Annotated in this window: 16 protein-coding genes; 12 read left to right on the top strand and 4 right to left on the bottom strand. The window is 75.8% G+C overall.

What is annotated here, in order from left to right:
* The first annotated feature begins 63 nt into the window (after positions 1–63).
* The 8 genes from RSE42_RS17675 (at position 64) to RSE42_RS17640 (ending at position 11,462) form a co-directional block, all read left to right on the top strand.
* Positions 64–1,122, top strand: coding sequence for a branched-chain amino acid ABC transporter permease (locus RSE42_RS17675; protein WP_043657230.1), 1,059 nt, complete (start codon positions 64–66; stop codon positions 1,120–1,122).
* Entirely contained in the window at positions 1,119–2,513 is a 1,395-nt protein-coding gene (locus tag RSE42_RS17670) for a branched-chain amino acid ABC transporter permease (RefSeq protein ID WP_222123589.1), read from the top strand. Before RSE42_RS17675 ends, RSE42_RS17670 begins: the two co-directional genes overlap by 4 nt.
* Positions 2,510–3,574, top strand: coding sequence for an ABC transporter ATP-binding protein (locus RSE42_RS17665; protein WP_021483128.1), 1,065 nt, complete (start codon positions 2,510–2,512; stop codon positions 3,572–3,574). Before RSE42_RS17670 ends, RSE42_RS17665 begins: the two co-directional genes overlap by 4 nt.
* Complete coding sequence (locus RSE42_RS17660) at positions 3,561–4,280, top strand: ABC transporter ATP-binding protein (RefSeq protein ID WP_021483127.1); 720 nt, start codon at positions 3,561–3,563, stop codon at positions 4,278–4,280. The genes RSE42_RS17665 and RSE42_RS17660 overlap by 14 nt, the downstream gene beginning before the upstream one ends.
* A 149-nt stretch (positions 4,281–4,429) precedes the next feature.
* Entirely contained in the window at positions 4,430–6,268 is a 1,839-nt protein-coding gene (locus RSE42_RS17655) for a hypothetical protein (protein WP_415297421.1), read from the top strand.
* A gap of 21 nt (positions 6,269–6,289) precedes the next feature.
* Positions 6,290–8,011 carry a PQQ-binding-like beta-propeller repeat protein gene (locus RSE42_RS17650; protein ID WP_409141779.1) on the top strand — a complete coding sequence of 574 codons (1,722 nt, stop codon included), beginning with the start codon at positions 6,290–6,292 and terminating at the stop codon, positions 8,009–8,011.
* A gap of 55 nt (positions 8,012–8,066) precedes the next feature.
* Positions 8,067–10,460, top strand: coding sequence for a S9 family peptidase (locus RSE42_RS17645; protein ID WP_415297420.1), 2,394 nt, complete (start codon positions 8,067–8,069; stop codon positions 10,458–10,460).
* 39 nt (positions 10,461–10,499) lie between these two features.
* Positions 10,500–11,462: a hypothetical protein gene (locus RSE42_RS17640; protein ID WP_415297419.1), complete on the top strand. Its 963-nt coding sequence runs from the start codon at positions 10,500–10,502 to the stop codon at positions 11,460–11,462.
* A gap of 82 nt (positions 11,463–11,544) precedes the next feature.
* Here the strand turns inward: RSE42_RS17640 and RSE42_RS17635 are convergent, their stop codons facing one another.
* From RSE42_RS17635 to RSE42_RS17625, 3 genes are all read right to left on the bottom strand, one after another.
* Entirely contained in the window at positions 11,545–12,189 is a 645-nt protein-coding gene (locus RSE42_RS17635) for a zinc ribbon domain-containing protein (protein ID WP_085951360.1), read from the bottom strand.
* Between the two features lie 171 nt (positions 12,190–12,360).
* Complete coding sequence (locus RSE42_RS17630) at positions 12,361–13,284, bottom strand: hypothetical protein (protein ID WP_415297418.1); 924 nt, start codon at positions 13,282–13,284, stop codon at positions 12,361–12,363.
* Between the two features lie 2 nt (positions 13,285–13,286).
* Complete coding sequence (locus tag RSE42_RS17625) at positions 13,287–14,330, bottom strand: SPFH domain-containing protein (RefSeq protein ID WP_255179846.1); 1,044 nt, start codon at positions 14,328–14,330, stop codon at positions 13,287–13,289.
* 97 nt (positions 14,331–14,427) lie between these two features.
* On the opposite strand from RSE42_RS17625, the gene RSE42_RS17620 reads away from it, so the two are divergent.
* The 4 genes from RSE42_RS17620 to RSE42_RS17605 all read left to right on the top strand — a co-directional run bounded on the left by RSE42_RS17620 (position 14,428) and on the right by RSE42_RS17605 (position 18,908).
* Complete coding sequence (locus tag RSE42_RS17620; protein WP_415297417.1) at positions 14,428–15,231, top strand: NUDIX hydrolase; 804 nt, start codon at positions 14,428–14,430, stop codon at positions 15,229–15,231.
* A 100-nt stretch (positions 15,232–15,331) separates the two neighbouring features.
* Entirely contained in the window at positions 15,332–17,128 is a 1,797-nt protein-coding gene (locus RSE42_RS17615) for a hypothetical protein (RefSeq protein WP_415297416.1), read from the top strand.
* Positions 17,129–17,328: 200 nt separating this feature from the next.
* On the top strand, positions 17,329–18,606 hold the full coding sequence (locus RSE42_RS17610) for an inorganic phosphate transporter (RefSeq protein WP_086149942.1): 1,278 nt from the start codon (positions 17,329–17,331) through the stop codon (positions 18,604–18,606).
* Positions 18,607–18,629: 23 nt separating this feature from the next.
* Positions 18,630–18,908, top strand: a complete 279-nt coding sequence (locus RSE42_RS17605) for a hypothetical protein (RefSeq protein WP_415297415.1) — start codon at positions 18,630–18,632, stop codon at positions 18,906–18,908.
* A gap of 87 nt (positions 18,909–18,995) precedes the next feature.
* On the opposite strand, the gene RSE42_RS17600 is transcribed toward RSE42_RS17605, so the two are convergent.
* Positions 18,996–20,048, bottom strand: a complete 1,053-nt coding sequence (locus RSE42_RS17600; RefSeq protein WP_415297414.1) for a LacI family DNA-binding transcriptional regulator — start codon at positions 20,046–20,048, stop codon at positions 18,996–18,998.
* Positions 20,049–20,066 lie beyond the last annotated feature (18 nt).

Genomic DNA, 20,066 nt, shown 5'->3' with positions numbered 1-20,066 from the left:
GGTCGGCGGGGCGCCCGTCGTGGACCACGACCTCGTACCCCAGAGAACGAACCAGGGAGCGTCATGCCCGCTCTTGCTGACGCGCTGATGCACAGCGCGACCGCCGGCCCCCTCGTCCACCAGTCCCTCATCGACTTCAACATCGCGGGCCTCGCCCGGAACTTCTGGGGCCTCACCATCGAAGGCCTCACCTACGGCGCGATCTACGCGCTCGTCGCCGTCGGCTACACGCTCGTCTACGGCGTGCTGCGGCTCATCAACTTCGCCCACTCCGAGGTCTTCATGCTCGGCATGTTCGGGCAGTACGCGACGCTCATGCTGCTCGGCTTCTACCCGAGCGGGAACGCGTACGACAAGGGCATCGCCCTGACGGTGCTCTACCTCGGCATCGCGATGCTCGGCGGGATGCTCGTCGCGGGCGGTGCCGCCGTCGGGCTGGAACGCGTGGCGTACCGGCCGCTGCGACGGCGCGGCGCACCGGCGCTCGTCTTCCTCATCACCGCGATCGGGATGTCGTTCATCATCCAGGAGTTCGTGCACTTCGTGCTGCCGAAGCTCACGGGCGGCACGCTCGGCGGCGTCAACGCGCAGCAGCCGATCCGGCTGGTCCAGCCCGAGGTGCAGTTCACGATCGGCGGCGCGCCGGTCACGAACATCACGCTCGTCATCATCCTGTCGGCGCTGGTCCTCGCGCTCGCGACGGACATGTTCATCAACCGGACGAAGTTCGGCCGCGGCATCCGCGCCGTCGCGCAGGACCCGGTGACCGCGACCCTCATGGGCGTCTCGCGCGAGCGCGTCATCATGCTGACGTTCCTCATCGGCGGCATCCTCGCCGGTGCGGCCGCGCTGCTCTACACGCTGCGCGTGCCGAACGGGATCATCTACTCCGGCGGCTTCATTCTCGGCATCAAGGCGTTCTGCGCCGCGGTGCTCGGCGGCATCGGCAACCTGCGCGGCGCGCTGCTCGGTGGCCTGCTGCTCGGCGTCATGGAGAACTACGGCCAGGTCGTGTTCGGCACGGAGTGGCGCGACGTGGTCGCGTTCGCGCTCCTCATCATCGTCCTGATGTTCCGCCCGACGGGCATCCTCGGGGAGTCGCTGGGGAGGGCCCGCGCATGAGCACCTCGACACCTGCACCCGGCCCCGCGCCCGACGGCGGTCGCCCCACCGCGATGCCGCCCGCCGGCCGTGTCGCGACGAAGGACCGGCCGCACAGCGGAGTCGGCGACCGGCTGCGCCTGTGGTGGGACGCCCAGGCCCGGCCCACGCAGTGGGCGATCGGCGTGCCGTTCCTCCTCTTCCTGGCGCTCGTGCCGATCCTCAACATCCCGGTGCTCACCACGGTGGGCACCAACTTCGGCGGGGTGATGGCGCAGTTCGGCATGATCGCGCTCATCGCCATCGGCCTCAACGTCGTGGTGGGCCAGGCGGGCCTGCTCGACCTCGGCTACGTCGGCTTCTACGCCATCGGCGCGTACACGGTCGCGATCCTCACGAGCCCCGACAGCCCGTGGAACCAGACCGACGAGTGGCTGTCGAAGGACTGGGCGTGGCTCGCGGCGCTGCCGATCGCGGTCGCTATCACGTCGTTGTCCGGGCTGATCCTCGGCTCGCCGACGCTGCGCCTGCGCGGCGACTACCTCGCCATCGTCACGCTCGGCTTCGGCGAGATCGTCCGCCTCCTCGCGGACAACCTCGACGAGCTGACGGGCGGCGGCCAGGGCCTGCGCGGCGTCGCCTACCCCCGGGTGGGCGTCACGGAGGAGCTGCCCAACGGCGTCTTCTCCGCGGGGAACGCCGCGGGCACGCTCAACTCGGGCGTGTGGTGGTACTGGCTGAGCCTCGTGTTCATCGTCATCTCGCTGCTGCTCGTGGGGAACCTGGAGCGCTCGCGCGTCGGGCGCGCCTGGGTCGCGATCCGCGAGGACGAGGACGCGGCCGAGATCATGGGCGTCCCCACGTTCCGCTTCAAGCTGTGGGCGTTCGTCATCGGGGCGTCGATCGGCGGTGTCGCGGGCGCGCTCTACGCCGGGCAGGTCCAGTTCGTCATCCCGACGAACTTCAACGTCATCAACTCCGTGCTCTTCCTGTGCGCCGTCGTGCTCGGCGGCCAGGGGAACAAGCTCGGGGTGATCCTCGGCGCGTTCATCATCGTGTACCTGCCGAACTTCTTCCTCGGCCGCACGGAGCTGTTCGGCATCCCGATCAACGGCAACGAGATCGCGAGCTACCGGTACCTGTTCTTCGGGATCGCGCTGGTCGTGCTCATGATCTTCCGTCCGCAAGGGCTCCTCCCCGTCCGGCAGAAGCTCCTCGCCTACGGGCGCGAGCTCTACGTCGCCGCGCGACGCGCGGCGCAGGCCGTCACGCGGGGCGGGTCCGACGACGGCGCCCGCCCGGGCTCCCCGGCGGTCGCCACGGCGTCGGGCGGCTCCCGCGCGTCGCGCGCGACGGGCACGACGACCGGGACCGGCGCAGACGGCACCACGACCGGGGAGGAGACCCGATGAGCACCCACGACCCCGGCGGCATCGGCGCGGGCGGCGAGCACGGCGACGAGCACCTCGCGTCGTCGGGCCGCGCCGACTCCTCGCGTGCCGACCTGTACATGCCCGGAGCCGTCCTCGAGGAGCCGGCGGTCGTCGACGTCGCAGACGTGCGCCCCGAGCTCGCCAACCCCGAGCTCGTCGACGCGATGGTCGCGCCCGACCGCACGGTCCACGCGCGCGTCGGCGAGCCGCTGCTCCAGATGCAGAACGTCACGGTCCAGTTCGGCGGCCTCGTCGCGCTCGACGACGTGACGTTCGACATCCGGCGCGGCGAGATCCTCGGGCTCATCGGCCCGAACGGCGCGGGCAAGACGACCGCGTTCAACGCGATGACGGGCGTCTACCGGCCCACCCAGGGGCAGGTCGTCTTCGACGGCTCCCCGGTGGGCAAGCTCAAGCGCTACCGGATCACGCAGCGCGGCATCGCCCGCACGTTCCAGAACATCCGCCTGTTCAACGAGATGACGGCGCTGGAGAACGTCGTCGTCGGGTCGGACGCGCGGCACCGCACGTCGGTCCCCGGCGCGCTGCTGCGCACGCCGCGGCACCGGCGCGAGGAGCGGGACGCGATCGACCGGGCGCTCGCGCTGCTCGAGTTCGTGGGCGTCGGCGGGCGCGCGACGGAGAAGGCGCGCAACCTCTCGTACGGCGACCAGCGCCGGCTCGAGATCGCGCGGGCCCTGGCGACCGAGCCGAAGCTGCTGTGCCTCGACGAGCCGGCGGCCGGCTTCAACCCGGCGGAGAAGGAGTCCCTCATGGACCTCATCCGCCACATCCGCGACGACGGCTACACCGTGCTGCTCATCGAGCACGACATGCGCCTCGTGCGCGGGGTGACCGACCGGATCGTCGTGCTCGAGTTCGGGCGCGTCATCGCGGACGGCACGCCGGACGAGGTCACGAACGACCCCAAGGTCGTCGCGGCGTACCTCGGCGTGCCCGACGAGGAGCTGGCCGGCCCGGACGGCGTCGGGCCCGCGGCCCCCACCACCGAAGGAGGCAGCGGCCATGCCCCTGCTTGAGCTGCAGGACATGACGGTCGCCTACGGGCGCATCGAGGCCGTGCGCGGCATCTCGATCACCGTCGAGGAGGGCGAGCTCGTCACCCTCATCGGGGCCAACGGCGCCGGGAAGACCACGACGATGCGCGCCATCTCGGGCATCCGCCCGGTGGCGCGCGGCAAGGTGCTGTTCGACGGCAAGGACATCACGAAGATGAAGGCTCACCTGCGCGTGCTCGAGGGCATCGTGCAGGCGCCCGAGGGCCGCGGCATCTTCCCCGGCATGACGGTCGTCGAGAACCTGGAGATGGGCGCCTACGCGCGCACGTTCGCGTCGAAGGCCGAGCACGACGAGACGGTCGAGCGCGTCTTCGACCTCTTCCCGCGGCTCGCGGAGCGCAAGGAGCAGGTGGGCGGCACCATGTCGGGCGGCGAGCAGCAGATGCTCGCGATCGGGCGCGCGCTCATGGCCCGGCCGCGGCTGCTGCTCCTCGACGAGCCGTCGATGGGGCTCGCGCCCATGGTCATCCAGCAGATCTTCCGCATCGTGTCGGAGATCAACGCGCAGGGGACGACGGTGCTGCTCGTCGAGCAGAACGCGCAGCAGGCGCTGTCGCGCTCGCACCGCGCGTACGTGCTCGAGACGGGTGAGGTCGTGCGCAGCGGCGGCGGGCGCGAGCTGCTCGCGGACTCGAGCATCAAGGAGGCGTACCTCGGCGTCGCGTGACGGGTACGCCGTCCCGGCCGGACGCGCCTCCGGGCGGGTCCGCCCGGGTCGGGCGCGGCCGGGGGCGGTCCGGCCTGGTTAGGCGCGCCCAGGGGCGGGCCCGGCCGGGGGCGGGTCCGCCGCCGGGCGCGCTGCCCTAGGCTGGCCGCGTGCCGCTCCGACGACGTGACGCCCGGGACCGACTGACCTTCGAGCTGGTCGAGTCCGACGACGTCGACGCGGAAGACGACGCCCTCGGCGGCCCGGGCCTGGCCTCGCCGGGCGGGCCGCGCGGCGTGCCGTCCGGCGCGACGGGGGGCACGACCTGGACGCCGGGCGCGACGGCGGGCGTCCGTGCCGCCCTCGGGGCGACGGACGGTCCCGCGGGACCCGACGGCCCGCCCGGGCGTGCGTCGGCCGACGACGACCCGGCCGAGAGCGAACCGGCCGAGAGCGACCCGGCCGAGGGTGGACCGCCCCGACGGGGACGGCCTGCGGCGGTCGTCGCGGGGGTCGCGGCGGGGGTCGCGCTCGTGCTGGGCGGCATGCTCGCGGTCGACGCGTGGCAGGGCCGGGCCGACCTGGAGCGCCTGCGGGCCGCGCCCGGCGGCCTGGAGCCGCTGCCCGACGCGCCCGTCGAGCGCTGGACGGCCGACGTCGAGGTCTCCAGCGGGCTCGCGCTCCTGCCCGGGGCGGTCATGACGGTCGAGGACGGGACCGCCGTCGCCCGCTCGCTCGACGACGGGGCGGAGCGCTGGCGCGTCGACGTCGGCGCGTACGCGTCCTGCGGGGGACTGTTCTTCTGGTCGCTGCCCTTCGGCGAGCCAGCCTCCACCCTCGCGTGCGTGGCGCCGGTCGTCCCCGACGAGGATGCCTCGGGCGGCGGCGCGGAGCTGACATTCGAGCGCGAGACCGGGCGCGCCCTCGCGTCGGACTGGACGGTCACGGTGCTCGATGCGGACGGCGAGGTGCTCGGGCGCCGTGACACGACGTCCGACGGCGGCACGCCCGCCCCCGGGCCCGGCGGCACGATCCTCCGGGCCGAGCGCGTCGGCGAGGTGCCGGCGGGCGACGGCGCGGTCGTCGAGCAGGATCCGACCACCGGGGAGGTCGCCGACCTCCCCCTGGGGCGCCCCGCCGTCGTCCGCGTCGAGGACGCGCTCACGGGCGACACGCGCTGGGAGGCCGACGTGCCGTTCGTCGAAGGGTCAGGACAGTGCGTCGGCTGGACCGAGGCGGACGGGACGGAGACGATCCGGGCGGAGCTCGAGAACCTGTGGGCGGCGACCGAGACGCACCTCGTTCGTGTCGAGGGCTGCGGCGTCACGGCGTGGTTCACGCCGGGCGGCGAGCGCCTCGACGACCAGGAGAACCCGCTGGACGGAGTCGTCGCGCTCGCGGACGGCACGTACTACCGCGACCCGTCGGGGTATGCCTCCACCTGGGGCTCGGCGGCGACCGCACCGCGCGACGCGGCGCGCGCCGTCCTTGCGGCGGACGGCGCCGTGCGCTGGGAGCCGCCCGGCCCGATCCTCGTGCCGCGCTCGAGCGACGGCTCGGACGCGCCGCTCCTCGCCCGGTCCGAGGGGGAGCTCGTCGCGTTCGACGGTGACGGCAGCGAGCTGTGGCGCTCGTCGGAGGTGGTGGCGCCCGAGGCGGTGCTCGTCGCCACGCACGACACGGTCGTCGTGTCCGGGGGTTCCAGCACGGGCTGGATGACCGGGCTCGACGCGACCTCGGGGACGGTGCGCTGGTCCCTCGACCGCGAGACGGTCGAGGCCGCGGCCGGCGGGAGCGTCAGCTGGATGGACACCGCCTACACGGACGGGCGGCGCGCGATCCTGCTCGCCTACCAGGACGACGGGCGGACGGAGCTCCTCGCGATCGACCTCGCCGACGGTCACGTCGCGTGGTCCGGTGGTGTCGGGCCGGAGGAGGGCTCCTGGCCCGTTCCCCTCCAGGGCCGGCTCCTGCGGATCGGGCAGTCGGAGATCGCCCGGCTCGGTTGACGACCGGCCTACGCTGAGGGGGTGCCGCTCCGACGGGGAGACGGCGGCGACGGCCGCCGGACGTTCGAGCTCGTCGACACGGCCGGGGTCGACGACGACCTCGACCTCCTCGACGCGCCGCACCCGGTGCTGCTCGGCGGACCGCACGCCGTGCCGCGCGGCACGACCCTTCCACCGCCTCCCGGAGCGTCGGCGCCCGAGGCGTCGGGTCCGGGGGCGCTTCCGCCAGGGGCTCCGCCCGGACCGCCAGGGGCGCCGCGCGTGCCCGGCCGCCGCCGCCGGGTCGTGGCCGCGGCGGTCGCGACCGGGGTGGTCGTGCTCGTCGTCGGCGGGATGCTCGTCGTCGACGCCGCGACGAGCCGGGACGCGCAGGAGCGGCTGGAGACGGCGCGCGGCGCGGTCCGCGCGCTCGACACCGCCCCGACGGAGCAGTGGCGCGCCCCCGCCGCGGCGGACCGCGGGACGGCCTTCCTCCCGGGCCTGCTCGTCACCGTGAACGGCGACGAGGCGGTCGCGCTCGACCTCGACACGGGCGCCGAGGCGTGGCGCGTGCCGGTCGGCGGCGACGAGGCCGTGTGCGGGTCGTGGAGCCCGTGGGAGCGGTCGGCCGTGCCGTCGCGCACGGTGGTGTGCGTCGCCGGGTCGGGGGTCGCGCCGTCCTGGTACGACGTCAGCCCGCCGCCCCGGCCGGGGGAGGGCACCGCGACCGTGACGGTGCTCGACGCCCGGGGGCGGGTCGTGGGGCAGCGGCAGGCGCAGACGGCGGGGGCGCTGCTGGTCCCCGGCCCGGACGGTGGCCTCGTGCGGGCCGAGCGCGTCGGCGAGCCGGGCGAGCCGAGCGGTGCCCCTGTCGCCGTCGACCCCGGTGCGGGCGAGTCCGTCGACGGCGTCGCGGGGCGGGACGTCGTCGTGACGCTCGAGGACGCCGCCACGGGCGCGGTGCGCTGGCGGCGCGAGCTGCCGTTCCAGGACGTCCCGTGGTCGTGCACGTCGTGGGACGCCGAGACCGGCGGGGAGGACGTCGACCCGGAGCGGCTGCTGCTCGTCGCGACGGAGACCCTGGTCGACGTGGGCGGGTGCGGCGTCGCGGCGTCGTTCCTGCCGGACGGCGAGCGGCTCGACGACCCGGACGCCCCGACCGACGGCGCGGTCCCGCTCGCGGGCGGGCGGTTCCTCGTCGACGCGGACCGGCAGGGGTCGGACGGCGCGCTGCGCGCCGACCGCGTGCTCGACCCGGACGGGACGCCGCTCCTCGACGTGCCGGGCGAGGTGCTGGACCCGCAGGCGACCGACGATCCCGCTCCGGGCGTGCTCCTCGTGCGCGACGGCATCGCCCTGCGCGCCTTCGACGAGCGGGGCGCGCGCCTGTGGACGTTCGACGGCGCCCGCGTGCCCGAGGCCGTGTACGTCGTCGCGGAGGGCACGGCCGTCGTCGGGACGGCGAGCACGGTCCTGGGGCTGGACGCGCTGTCGGGCGAGCAGACGTGGTCGCGGTTCGTCGACGACCTCGCGGGCGAGCGCGGTCACGGCGCCGTGGTGACGCAGGCGTTCACCGACGGGCGGTGCGCCTTCCTCGTGCTCGTCGACCCCGCGACGGGGGCGAGCTCGCGCGTCGTGGCCCTCGAGCTGTCGTCGGGGTCGGTCGTCTGGTCGGAGGACCTCGACGGCGGCTGGGGCGGGCTCCTCCCGGTGCAGGGACGGCTCCTGCGCTGGGACGGGCAGACGGTCGCCCTCCTCGGCTGAGGTGCACCGACGCTCACGCGCTGATGTCGTCGGGCTGCGGCACTACCCTGGCGAGATGCCCGACGACCTCACGCAGCCCGCCACGCCGTCTCCTCCCGAGCCCGAGGTGGCCGAGGCGCCCGAGACGCCGCAGGCGCCCGTCGCCCCCCGTCGTCCCGCACCGCGCACGCACCACGGCGAGACGGTCGACGACGACTACGAGTGGCTTCGGGACAAGGAGTCGCCCGAGGTCGTCGCGCACCTCGAGGCCGAGAACGCGTACACCGAGGCGCGCCTCGCGCACCTCGAGCCGCTGCGCGAGCGGATCTTCGAGGAGATCAAGGCCCGCACGCTCGAGACGGACCTGTCCGTCCCGGTGCGCCAGGGCGCGCACTGGTACTACGCGCGCACGGTCGAGGGGTCGCAGTACCCGATCCGGGCCCGCGCCCCGATCGACGCGAGCCTCGGCAGCGACGCGCCGTCGGCCTGGGTGCCGCCCGTGCTGGAGCCGGGCGTGCCCGTGCCGGGCGAGCAGGTGCTCCTCGACGACAACGTCGAGGCCGAGGGCCACGAGTTCTTCTCGCTCGGGTCGTTCGACGTCTCGGCCGACGGGACGCGGCTCGCGTACGCGGTCGACGTCGTGGGCGACGAGCGCTACACGCTGCGGATCCGCGACCTGGAGTCCGGCACCGACCTCGTGGACGAGGTCCCGGGCACGTTCCCGGGCGCCGTCTTCTCCCCGGACGGGCGGTACGTGTTCTACCCGACGGTCGACGACGCGTGGCGGCCCTGGCGCGTGTGGCGCCACGAGGTGGGCACGCCCGCGACGCAGGACGTCGTCGTCTTCGAGGAGCCCGACGAGCGGTTCTGGGTCGGGGTGGGCGTCTCGCGCTCGCAGCGGTTCGTGCAGATCGACGCGGGCTCGAAGATCACGTCCGAGACGTGGCTGATCGACGCCGACGACCCGACGGGCGAGGCGCGAGTGGTCTGGCCGCGTCGCGAGGGCGTCGAGTACACGGTCGAGCACGCCGTCCTGCCGAGCACGTGGTTCCCGACCGCCGAGCACGCGGTCGGCGACCTTCCTGACGAGAATCCGGTCGCCGACCCCGTGCTCGGCGGGGCGGCGGAGCGGCGCGCGGGGGAGCAGCGGGACGTTTTGCTCGTCCTGCACAACGACGGCGCGGAGAACTTCGAGCTCGTCGTCACCGGTGTCGCCGACGTCTCCGCCGGGCCGGGCGACGCGACCGTCGTCGTGCCGCACGACCCCGCGACCCGGCTCGAGGCCGTGGACGCGTTCGCCGGGCACCTCGTCGTCTCCTACCGGCGCGACGCGCTGTCGCGGGTCGGCGTGATCGACCTCGCGAGCCCCGAGCCGCCGCGGCCCGCGGGCCTGCCCACCCCGATCCGCACGGGCGACACCCCGGCGCCCACCGCCGACCTCTGGCACGTGCACGAGGTCGCGTTCGACGAGCCGCTGTACACCGCGGCGCTGGGCGCCAACCCGGAGTGGGACCAGCCGAACGTCCGGCTGGGGTACACGAGCTTCGTCACGCCGTCGACCGTGTACGACCTGCGGGTCGAGACCGACGAGCTCACGCTGCTCAAGCAGCAGCCCGTGCTCGGCGGGCACGACGCCGCGGACTACGTGCAGCGCCGCGAGTGGGCCACGGCCGAGGACGGCACCCAGGTGCCGGTGTCGCTCGTGTGGCGGCGCGACGCCGTCGGGCTCGACGCGACGGGCACGGGCGCCGAGCCGGCGCCGCTCCTGCTGTACGGCTACGGGTCGTACGAGATCAGCATCGACCCGGGGTTCTCGATCTCGCGCCTGTCGCTGCTCGACCGGGGGGTCGTGTTCGCCGTCGCGCACGTCCGCGGCGGCGGCGAGATGGGGCGCCGCTGGTACGACGAGGGCAAGACGCTCGCCAAGCGCACCACGTTCACGGACTTCGTCGCGGTCGCGCGGCACCTCGTCGACGCGGGCTGGACGAGCCCGGAGCGGCTCGTCGCGCAGGGCGGCTCGGCGGGCGGGCTGCTCATGGGCGCGGTGACGAACCTCGCTCCCGAGCTCTTCGCGGGCGTGCTCGCGCAGGTGCCGTTCGTCGACGCGCTCACCTCGATCCTCGACCCGTCGCTCCCGCTCACGGTCGTCGAGTGGGACGAGTGGGGCGACCCGCTCCACGACCCCGACGTCTACCGGTACATGCGCACGTACACGCCCTACGAGAACGTGCCCGACGACGCGTCGCACTACCCGCGGATCCTCGCCGTGACGTCGTTCCACGACACGCGCGTGCTGTACGTCGAGCCCGCGAAGTGGGTCGCGCGCCTGCGCGCCGCGGGGGCGCCCGCGCTGCTGAAGATCGAGATGCACGCCGGGCACGGCGGGGTCTCGGGCCGCTACGAGGGCTGGCGCGAGGTCGCGTACGAGGACGCGTGGGTGCTCGACGTGCTCGGGCTGGCCGACCGGTGACGTGCCCGCGGGCATGAGGCCGCAGACGGAGGGGGAGCGATGACCGATGAGACCGTGCCGCCCGACGCGCGGACGGCGCGCGACGCGACGCCGCCCGGGAGGGCCGTGCTGCTCCTGCGCCCGGTCGGGTACCTCGCCGTCGGGCTCGTGGGGACGGCCGTCGGGCTCGCCCTCCTGGGCCTGTACCTCGCGCCCGCGGCGTACGGGCTGCTCGCGCCGCCGGCGGACCAGGAGCCCTGGGCCGAGCTCGTCGCGTCGCCCGGCGCCGAGCTCGGGCGGCTCGCGGTCGTCGCGCCGGTCGCCGTGGTGCTCGCCGGCACGGTCGCGTGGTACCTGGCGTGCGCCGTCTGGCCGCTCGCCGCGCTGGCGTTCGTGCACGCCGGGCGGGCGCTGCGGCCGTCGTCCCGGGGCGACCGGCTGTCGTTCACGAGCCGGGTCGCGCCGGGCACGACGCTCGGGCCGCCCGTGCCCGGGCCGCTCCCCGTGCCCCTCCAGCCGCAGCGGCGCTCGCCGCTCACGGACACCCTCGTGCGCTTCGCCGTCTGCGGCTGGCACCCCGACCGCCGCGAGGCCGGGGCCGCGGTCCCGGCCGGTGTCGCGTGGGTGCTCGCGAGCGCGGGGGCGTCGACGGCGCTGCCGCCCGGCTGGCGGGTCGCGCTGCTGGTTGCCGCGGTGCCGTTCGCCGCGTGGTCCGTGGTGGCCCTGCGGCGCCGATGGGACTGGCGGTTCCACCGCGAGCGCGTGCGCGCGGCGCGGCGCGAGCGGTGGCTCGAGCGGCACGCCGACGGGTACGTGATGCGCGACGGCCCGCGCGTCGTCCGGTCTCGCCCGCAGTCGGCCGAGCACCGGGCGCGCGTCGAGGCGGAGCGCGCCGAGGCGCGCGCCGCGCAGGACCGCCTCACGAGCCTGACGAGCGACGCGATCGGCGAGCGCCGCGAGGCGGTGCTCCGCGCCCGCCGCCGGCGCGAGCAAGACCAGAACGACCCCCGACACGGAGACTGACCCCGTACCAGGCCGCGAGCATGGGGTGACTGCCCGTCCGAGGTCCCGGACGGGCGGTGGCCGCATGCTCGGCGGCTGGGGGTCAGACGGTCTGGGGGCTGCCGCACTCCGCGCAGAAGCGCGCGCCCGCGGCGTTCGAGGTGCCGCACTCGCGGCACGCGGTGACCTGCGCCAGGCGCTCGCCGCACTCGGGGCAGAACTTGCCGCCGTCGACCTTCGCGGCGCACGACGGGCACCGCGTCACGGCGGCCGTCCGGAGGTCCGCGCCGCCGACGAGGTCGGTCGTGCGGAGCTGCTCCTGGACCTGGTACCGGCGGGCCTCGGCCTGGAGCTGGGCGAGCTCCTCCACCTGCTTGGGCGAGCAGCGCACGCACTGCCCGACGACGTCGTTCCAGCAGACCTCGTGGCACATCCAGTCGCCGCACCCGTGGCACTGGCGGAACGCGTCGCGCACCTCGCCGACGGCGGCGTCGAGCGCCTTGTCCTTCGCCTGCGAGTTGGTCTGGCGGTCCGCGGCCCACGACCCCGCCGCGTAGGAGAGGTCGGCGACCTTGCCCCCGAAGAACCGGCCTGCCGCCTGGACGAGGCTGCTGCCCTTCGCGACGACGTCCGTCCGGTAGGCGGAGCGGTAGCCGTTGCCGCAGCGCTCGCACCGGAACTCGAACTGGTAGCCCCCGGCGTTCGACAGATCGCGGACGTTGTCGGTGAAGGCGATGGGCGTGCTCATGGCGGGGACCTCGGTGGGCTCGTGGGGTCGGCGTCCCCGCAGGCCAGGCCCGCGGGAGGGGGAGTCATGGGGATCCTGTGACCGCTGCGATGCTACCCATCGACCCTCGCCGTCCCGACGGATCACCCGGGTGAAATCGGGCCGAAAGGCGGGCGCGCCGCGGCCGGGGGTTCAGGGCCGCACCAGGCGGAGCGGGGCGTCGGCGGTGCGGACCGTCACGGTCTGGCCCCACGAAGCGACGAGGCGGTCGTCCTCCACGCCGTCGCCGAACACGACGAGCCGGTCCGAGGCGACGGTGAGCGCGACGTCGGCCCCCTCCTCGACGACGCCCTCGGTGAGCGAGACACCCGTCGCGGGTGACGGCCACGCCTCGCGGACGAACCAGCCGAGCCGGTGCTCGGTGCGCCCCGGGGCACGCCGCCCGCCGCGGTCGTGCGCGAGCGACGCCCACCAGCCCGTCGCGCCCGTGCCCGTCGCGACGAGCACGCCCGACGACGACTGGCGCTCCTCGCCCGCCCCGCAGCGCAGCGTGTAGCGCGCGCTCTGGTGGCTGGGGTGCCCGACGAACACCTCGTTGAGCGCGGTGAGGTGCTGGCCGTCGTCGAGGTCGGCGCGGACCATGGTGAGCGCGTCGACGGGCAGGAGCGCCACCCGGTCGGGCGCGCCGCCCGGCGCCTCGGCGTCGCTCCCGAGCCCGCGCAGGAGGGTCGTCGCCGCCGCGACCGGGTGCCGCACGAGCACGCCCGCGTTCACGCCGGGCTCCGGGTCGACGCCGAGGACCGGCTGGCCGTGCAGGTACTTCGCGACGTTCGCGACGAGGCCGTCCTGCCCCACGACCACCACCACGTCCTCGGGCGCGACGAGGAACCGCGACAGGTCCGCGCGCTCGACGTCGGCGCGCGCCCAGCCCGCGGGCAGCGCGGCCACGACGGCGTCGCGCGCGGCCGTGAGGGCGTCGTGCCGCGCCTGCACCTCGGCCAGCGACCGGCCGCGCGACCGGAGGAAGAACTCCGCCTGGCCGCGCGTCCCGTGCCGGTCCAGCAGGTCGTCGAGCTCGGTGCGCCGGTGCACGACGACGGCACGTCGCCGGAGCATCGTCAGGCCGCCTTCCCGGGCGTCGCGGCGGGCGACCCGCCGTCGGGGCCGAGCCCGCGGGCCAGGGTCGACAGCACCCCGGTGAGCAGGTCGGGCGTGATGGTGAGGTTCTGCACGTCGGGCAACGACCCGGCCGCCTCGCGCAGCGCGAGCGCGAGGAGCGTGCCCTGCCCGGCGCTCGCGTACACGTCCATGCGAGCCTGCTCGGCGGCGGCCTCGGCCGCGCCGACGACGCGCACCTGCTCCGCCTTGGCGTCGGTCGCGAGCTGGGCGCGCTCGGCGGTCGCCCGGGCGTCGACGAGGGCCGCAGCCGCCTTCTCCTCGGCCTCGCGCCGCGCGTTCGCGCCCTCCTGGGCGACGAGGCGCTCGCGCCGGGTCGCGAGCTCGATCTTGCTCGCGAGCTCGTTCTCCGCGATCGCCCGCTCGCGCTCGACGGCGAGGGCCCGGCGCTCGTAGGTCGCGCGGTCGGCCTCGGCCTGCACGTGCTCGCGCGCGGGCGTCTGGAGCGCGCGCTCGACGTCCTTCTCCGGCCGCACGGCGAGCACCTGGACGCCGATGACGACGATGCCCGTCGTGGTGAGGCGCGGGTCGGTGGTCAGCGCCTCGGTGAGGACGTCGCGCACGCGCGGCACGCCGGTCGTCAGGGCGTCGGCGAGGGGCATCGCGGCGAGCGCGTCGGTGGCCCGGCTCTGCGCGAGGCGCCCGACGATGCTCGTCACCTGGTCGCGCCCCGCGGTGCTCGTCTCGCCGCTGCCCGGGTCGACCGCGAAGTCGAGGCGCTGCGAGACGGTCACCGGGTCGGCGAACCGGTACGTCACGCCGGCCTGCACGGTGACGTCCTGGTGGTCGGCGGTCACGGCGTGGAAGAAGACGGGGAGCTCCTGGTCGTCGACGGGGACCTCGGAGAGGACCGACGTCGTGGGCCGGAACCAGAACGCCTGACCGACGCCCTCGTGGGCGACCCGCCCGCGGCGCAGGTGCACGACGTGCCCGGTGGGGCTCCCGAGGAAGTGCCGCGTCCACGGATAGGTGCGGATGGTGGCCATGGTCGTCTCCGATCGGTTTTCGTCAATCTGACAATAACGAGCGTAGGCCGCTGCGGGGGTTCTCGTCAACCTGACGCGAATGTGCGACGATGGGCCCATGACCGCACCCGCCGCACCGGCCCCCGACGTCCCGCCCGGCGCGGCCCTGCTGCCCGTCACGGTCGATGTCGTCGCGCTCACCGTGCGCGACGACGCGCTGCACGTGCTCCTCGTCGAGCGCGGCGTCGAGCCGTACCGCGGCGCGCTCGCGCTCCCCGGCGGGTTCGTGCTGCCGGGCGAGCGGCTCGCCCGGGCGGCGCGCCGCGAGCTCGCCGAGGAGACGGGCGTCCGACCGCCCGGGCACCTGGAGCAGCTCCGCACCTACGGCCCGCTCGACCGCGACCCGCGCGGCCCGGTCCTCTCGGTCGCGTACCTCCTGCTCGCGCCCGAGTTCGGCGTCGTGCACGCCGGGTCCGACGCCGGGGGAGCGGCCTGGCACCCCGTCGAGCCCCTGCTCGGGGACGGGCCGGGGACCGGCCTCGCGTTCGACCACGCGCGGATCCTCGCCGACGGCGTCGAGCGGGCCCGCGCCAAGCTCGAGTACTCCGCGCTCGCGACGGCGTTCTGCCCGCCCGAGTTCACCGTCGCCGACCTGCGGCGCGTCTACGAGGCCGTCTGGGGCGTGCGGCTGGACCCGCGGAACTTCTCCCGCAAGGCCACGACGACCGCGGGCTTCCTCGAGGACACGGGCCGCACGACGTCGGGCGGGGCCGGGCGGCCCGCGGCGCTCTACCGGGCCGCGCGCCCGGCGCCGGGCCCGCAGCCGGGCGCCGGACCCGACGCCGCCGCGCCCGACCCGGACGACGCCCCGGCGAGCGTGCCCGCGGTGCTCGACCCGCCCCTCATGCGCCCGCGTCGCTGACGGCGCGGCCGGTCTCGGCATCGGTGCCCCGCACCGACGGGCCGCGCCCGGGGGAGTTCTCCCCCTCGACAGCGCCGCCCGGCTGAGTACGCTCGCGCGCATGTCGACGTACAGCTCCTGGCGCAGCGACCAGGGCAACATGCGGGCCCTGTCCGACGAGCTCGCCGCCCAGGCCGCGATGGCGCGGTCCCGCGAGGCGTCGCTCCACCGCCGCCTGCGTTCGCTCGAGGGCGACCTGTCGAGCCGCGTCGAGGTGCTGACGCGCCTCGTCAACGCGCTCATCGAGCTCGGCGAGGTCCGTGAGGAGCTCGCGCTCTTCACGCCCGCGCGCCGCGCCCGCGACGCGGCGCGCGCCCTCACGCGGGCCGTCGTCACGGGGGAGGGCGACGTGTCCCACCTGCGGAGCTCCCCGGACCTCGTGGACGTGCCCGGCTACTGGCTCGTGCCCGCCGCGCTCGCGGTCGCCGAGCTCCCCGCCGGGCGGCTCGACCGGGAGGCCGCCGAGGAGGCCCTGCTGCGCGACCGCCGTCGTGCCGCGACGTACCTCGTCGCGGTGTGCGCGCTCGTCGGGCAGCCGGGACTCGCGCGCGAGTGGGTGCCGGGGGTGCTCGACGCGCCCGTCCTGCCCGCCGCGGGCTGGGGGAGCGCCGACGGCGCCCCCGAGCCGTCGCCGGGCGCGGGCGAGGGGCCGGACGAGGTGGGCGTCACCGGGGCCGAGCGTGCGCTGTGGGTCGCGGCCGCGGCCGGTCACCTCGGCGGCGACGGGGTGGAGGTCGTGCGCCGCGCGCTCGCGGAGCGGGTCGCGCTGCTCGACGACAACGCGCGCGCCCGCTGGCGGGCCCGGCTCCTGGACGCGGCGCCGTCGCTGCCCGAGCCGCCCGCCGACGGCGCGGCCTGGGGCAGCCCCGAGGCCGCAGGGAACGCGGCCGGGGCGCGCCGTCGGGCCGCCGCCCCCGACGCGCTCCCGCTCCTGCGGTCGTGGACGGCGTGGTCGCGCGCGCTCGTGGCGGGGGAGGTCGCGGTGCCCGCGTCGGACCCCGGACCCCTCCCGACCGGTGCGCCGACGCCCGCCGTCGCACCCGTCGCCGTCGGCCCCGGTGCGTCCGGCGCCGGTGCGGCGGACTCGCCGGCCGCCGGGGGCGCGGACGACCCGGCCGGGACCCCCGAGACGCCCGGCGCGGCGCTGCTCCGCGTCCTCGCGTCGCTCGTGGACGAGGGGGCGCCCGTGGAGCGCGGGCTCCTGGACCGGGCGGCGCTGCTCGACGAGCGCGTCGGGCGAGCACCACGGGAGGACGGGCCCGGGTGGGACGCCCCGGCGGGGACGCTCGTCGACCTGCTCGTCGAGGATGCCCGCGGGACCGACCCCGGGCGCGCGGCGCTCGCGGGCCCGCTCGTCGCCGAGGAGCTCCGGGCCGCGACCCACGCGCGGGCCGCGGAGCTCGCGGCGGCGCCCGCGCCGTCGCGCGAGCTGCGCCTCGGGGGCCGCACCGTGACGGTCACGCCGACCGAGGACGGCGCCGCACCGGCCGCGACGGCCCGCGCGGAGCTCCTCGCGCAACCGGTGGACGGCGTGTCGTGGGGGGCCGTCGGCGGGACCGCCGCGGTCGCGGTGCTCGGCGTCGTGCTCGGCCTCGCCGCCTCGCCGGCGTGGTTCACGGTGGCCGTCGTCGCGGCCGGCCTCGCCGCGTGGCAGTGGTTCGCAGGGGAGCGCCGCGCGCGCGACCAGCGCGCCGACGCGCAGGCTCGCGCGGACCGGTTCGACGCCGACCTCGCCGAGGCGCGCACCGCCGTGGCCGCGTCCGCGGAGCGCGCGCGGACCCAGCGCGAGGCCGTCGCGACCGTCGTCGCGGACCTCGACGACACGCTCGCCGAGCTCGCCGCCCGAACCCCGGCCTGACGCGGGCGGACGGCCGCGCCGGGCCCGTCCGCCACGGCCGCGCCAGGGGCCGTCCGCCCCCGCTCCCGGGCCGTCCGGCCCGGGTGCGGACGGGCCCTTGCGGCGTTCGAACGAGGGCTTCGAACGCCGGATGAACTGTCGGTGAACAGTGGCGGAAGAATCCACAGGATGGTCGAGCGCGCGGCGGTCGTGACCGCACCATGGACGACGTGACCGAGACGCTCCTGCTGGTGCTCGTCGTCGTGACCGCACTGGCCTTCGACTTCACCAACGGCTTCCACGACACGGGCAACGCGATGGCCACGTCCATCGCCACCAAGGCCCTCAAGCCCAAGACCGCCGTCGCCCTCTCCGCCGTCCTCAACATGGTCGGGGCGTTCCTCTCCCTGGCCGTCGCGGCGACCATCGCGAAGGGTCTGGTCGACGCCGACGTCATCACCCTCGAGGTCGTCCTCGCGGGACTCGTGGGCGGCATCACCTGGAACCTCCTGACCTGGTTGCTCGGCATCCCGTCGAGCTCGTCGCACGCGCTCATCGGCGGCGTCGTGGGCTCCGTGCTCGCGGCCGTCGGCACGCAGGGCGTCATCTGGAGCGGCGTCGCCGCGAAGGTGCTCATCCCCGCGCTGCTCGCCCCGCTCATCGCGGTCGGCGTCGCGAGCGTCGGCACGTGGGCCGTGGCCCGCCTCACGCGCGACGTCCCCGAGGACGTCTCCACGCGGGCGTTCCGCTGGGGCCAGGTCGGCTCCGCGTCGCTCGTCTCGCTCGCGCACGGCACCAACGACGCGCAGAAGTCGATGGGCATCATCCTGCTCGCGCTCATCGCGGCGGGCGCCGTCCCGGCCGACTCGAGCGTGCCGTTCTGGGTCATCCTGTCCTGCGCGTTCTTCATGGCCCTCGGCACGTACCTGGGCGGCTGGCGGATCATCCGCACGCTCGGCAAGGGCCTCGTCGAGATCGACACCCGCCAGGGCATGGCGGCCGAGACGTCGTCCGCCGCGGTCATCCTCATGTCGGGCCTCTTCGGCTACTCGCTCTCGACGACGCACGTCGCGACCGGCTCGATCCTGGGCTCCGGCGTCGGGATGCCCGGCGCGAAGGTCCGCTGGGGCGTCGCGGGCCGCATGCTCGCCGCGTGGGGCCTCACGCTCCCGGCCGCCGGCCTCGTCGGCGCGGCCTGCTACGGCATCCAGCACGGCATCGGGGGCGCCGCCGGGACGGTCGTCGTGTTCGCGATCCTCGTCGGGTCGTCGCTGGCCATCTGGATCGCCTCGCGCCGCAAGCCCGTCGACCACACGAACGTCAACGACGCCTGGGAGGAGGGCGCGGTGGACGCCGGGCTCGAGTCCGAGGTCGTCGAGGCGCGCGAGGCCGCGCTCGAGCGTCGCCTCGACGTCGCCGACCCGTTCACCGACGCCGCGCCCGCCCCGGCGCCGACCACCCCGACCACGCCCGCCTCGCGCCAGCGCGCGGGCGTCTGACCGGCAGCCCGGAGGAGAGAACCGTGTTCGTCGAGATCGACTCGCTGCTCAAGGTCGTCGTCGCCGGCCTCGTGGTCGGCGCGGGCCTGCCCGCCCTGTTCGCCCTGGGGGTCCGGCTCGCCGCCGGGCGCGCCGTGCCCGTCGAGGTCGGCGCCCCGGACGGCCGCTTCACGTCCGACGGCCGCACCGTGCGCGTCGAGCGCGCGACCCGCCCCCGTCAGGTCGGCGCCGTCGTGTGCTTCGCCGTCGTGGTCGTCGCGATCGCCGTCGGCATCGCGTTCGTCGCGGGCGGGGGCCACTGACCCGGGACCACACGCTCCGCTGAGTGCAGGAAGAAGTCGCGGTCGGACGTCCCGACCGCGACGTCTTGCTGCACCCGGCGGGTGGGGTCAGGCGGAGTCGCGGACCACGAGGTGCGGCTCGAACAGGACCGAGCGCGCGTCGGCGTCCGGGTCGTCGATCGCGGCGAGCAGGAGCCCCGCCATCTCGGCCGCCATCTCCTCGACCGGCTGCCGGACCGTCGTGAGCGGCGGGTGGGCCTGGCGCGCGACCGTCGAGTCGTCGAAGCCGACGACGGCCACGTCCTGCGGGACGCGGCGGCCCGCCTCCTGCAGGACGAGCGACGCGCCGTCGGCCATGAGGTCGCTCGCGCCGAACACGCCGTCGACGTCCGGTCGCGCGGCGAGCAGCTCGCGCGCCGCGGCCTCCCCGCCCGCGCGCGTGAAGTCGCCCTCCACGACGAACGGCTCCGCGAGCCCGGCGGCCCGCACCGCCTCGAGGAAGCCGTCGCGGCGTCCCCGCGCGAACGGCACGTCCGACGGGCCGGCGACGGTCGCGAGGCGCGTGCGGCCGTCCGCGATCAGACGCTCGGCCGCGATCCGGCCGCCGGCGGCCTGGTCGAGGTCCACCCAGCTCACGCCGGCCGCCTCGTCGACCCCGTCGAGGTGCGTCGACAGCACGACCGGCACGGTGAGCGCGGCGAACCGTGCCGGCAGCGGGTCGCTCGCGCTCGACGTGATGAGCAGGACGCCGTCGACGTGCCCCTGCCGCACGTAGCGCACGACCTGGTCGTGCGCGGGCGGGTCCGCGGGCAGGATCGCAAGGTGGATGTCGCGCGGGCGCAGCACCTGCTGCGCGCCCGCGGTCACGCGCCCGATGTACGGGTCGGTGAACAGCCGCTCGAGGAACGGGCTCGGGGAGCGCTGCTCCGACGGCTCGGACACGACGAGCGCGACCGACCCCGTGCGCCGGGTGACGAGCGTCCGGGCGGCGAGGTTGGGGACGTAGCCCGTCTCGTCGATCGCCCGCTCGACGACCGCCACGATCGCCGGGTCCACCGTCGGCACGCCGTTGATCACGCGGGACACCGTGGCGCGGGAGACGCCCGCGACGGCCGCGACGGCCTCGAGCGTCGGGCGGGGAGCGGGGCGACGGGCAGCCATGCGGTCAGTTATACCGCC

Source organism: Cellulosimicrobium sp. SJTW-1 (genome assembly GCF_047716875.1).
Taxonomy (GTDB): Bacteria; Actinomycetota; Actinomycetes; order Actinomycetales; family Cellulomonadaceae; genus Cellulosimicrobium; species Cellulosimicrobium funkei.
This window is presented reverse-complemented; position numbering and strand designations above follow the sequence as displayed.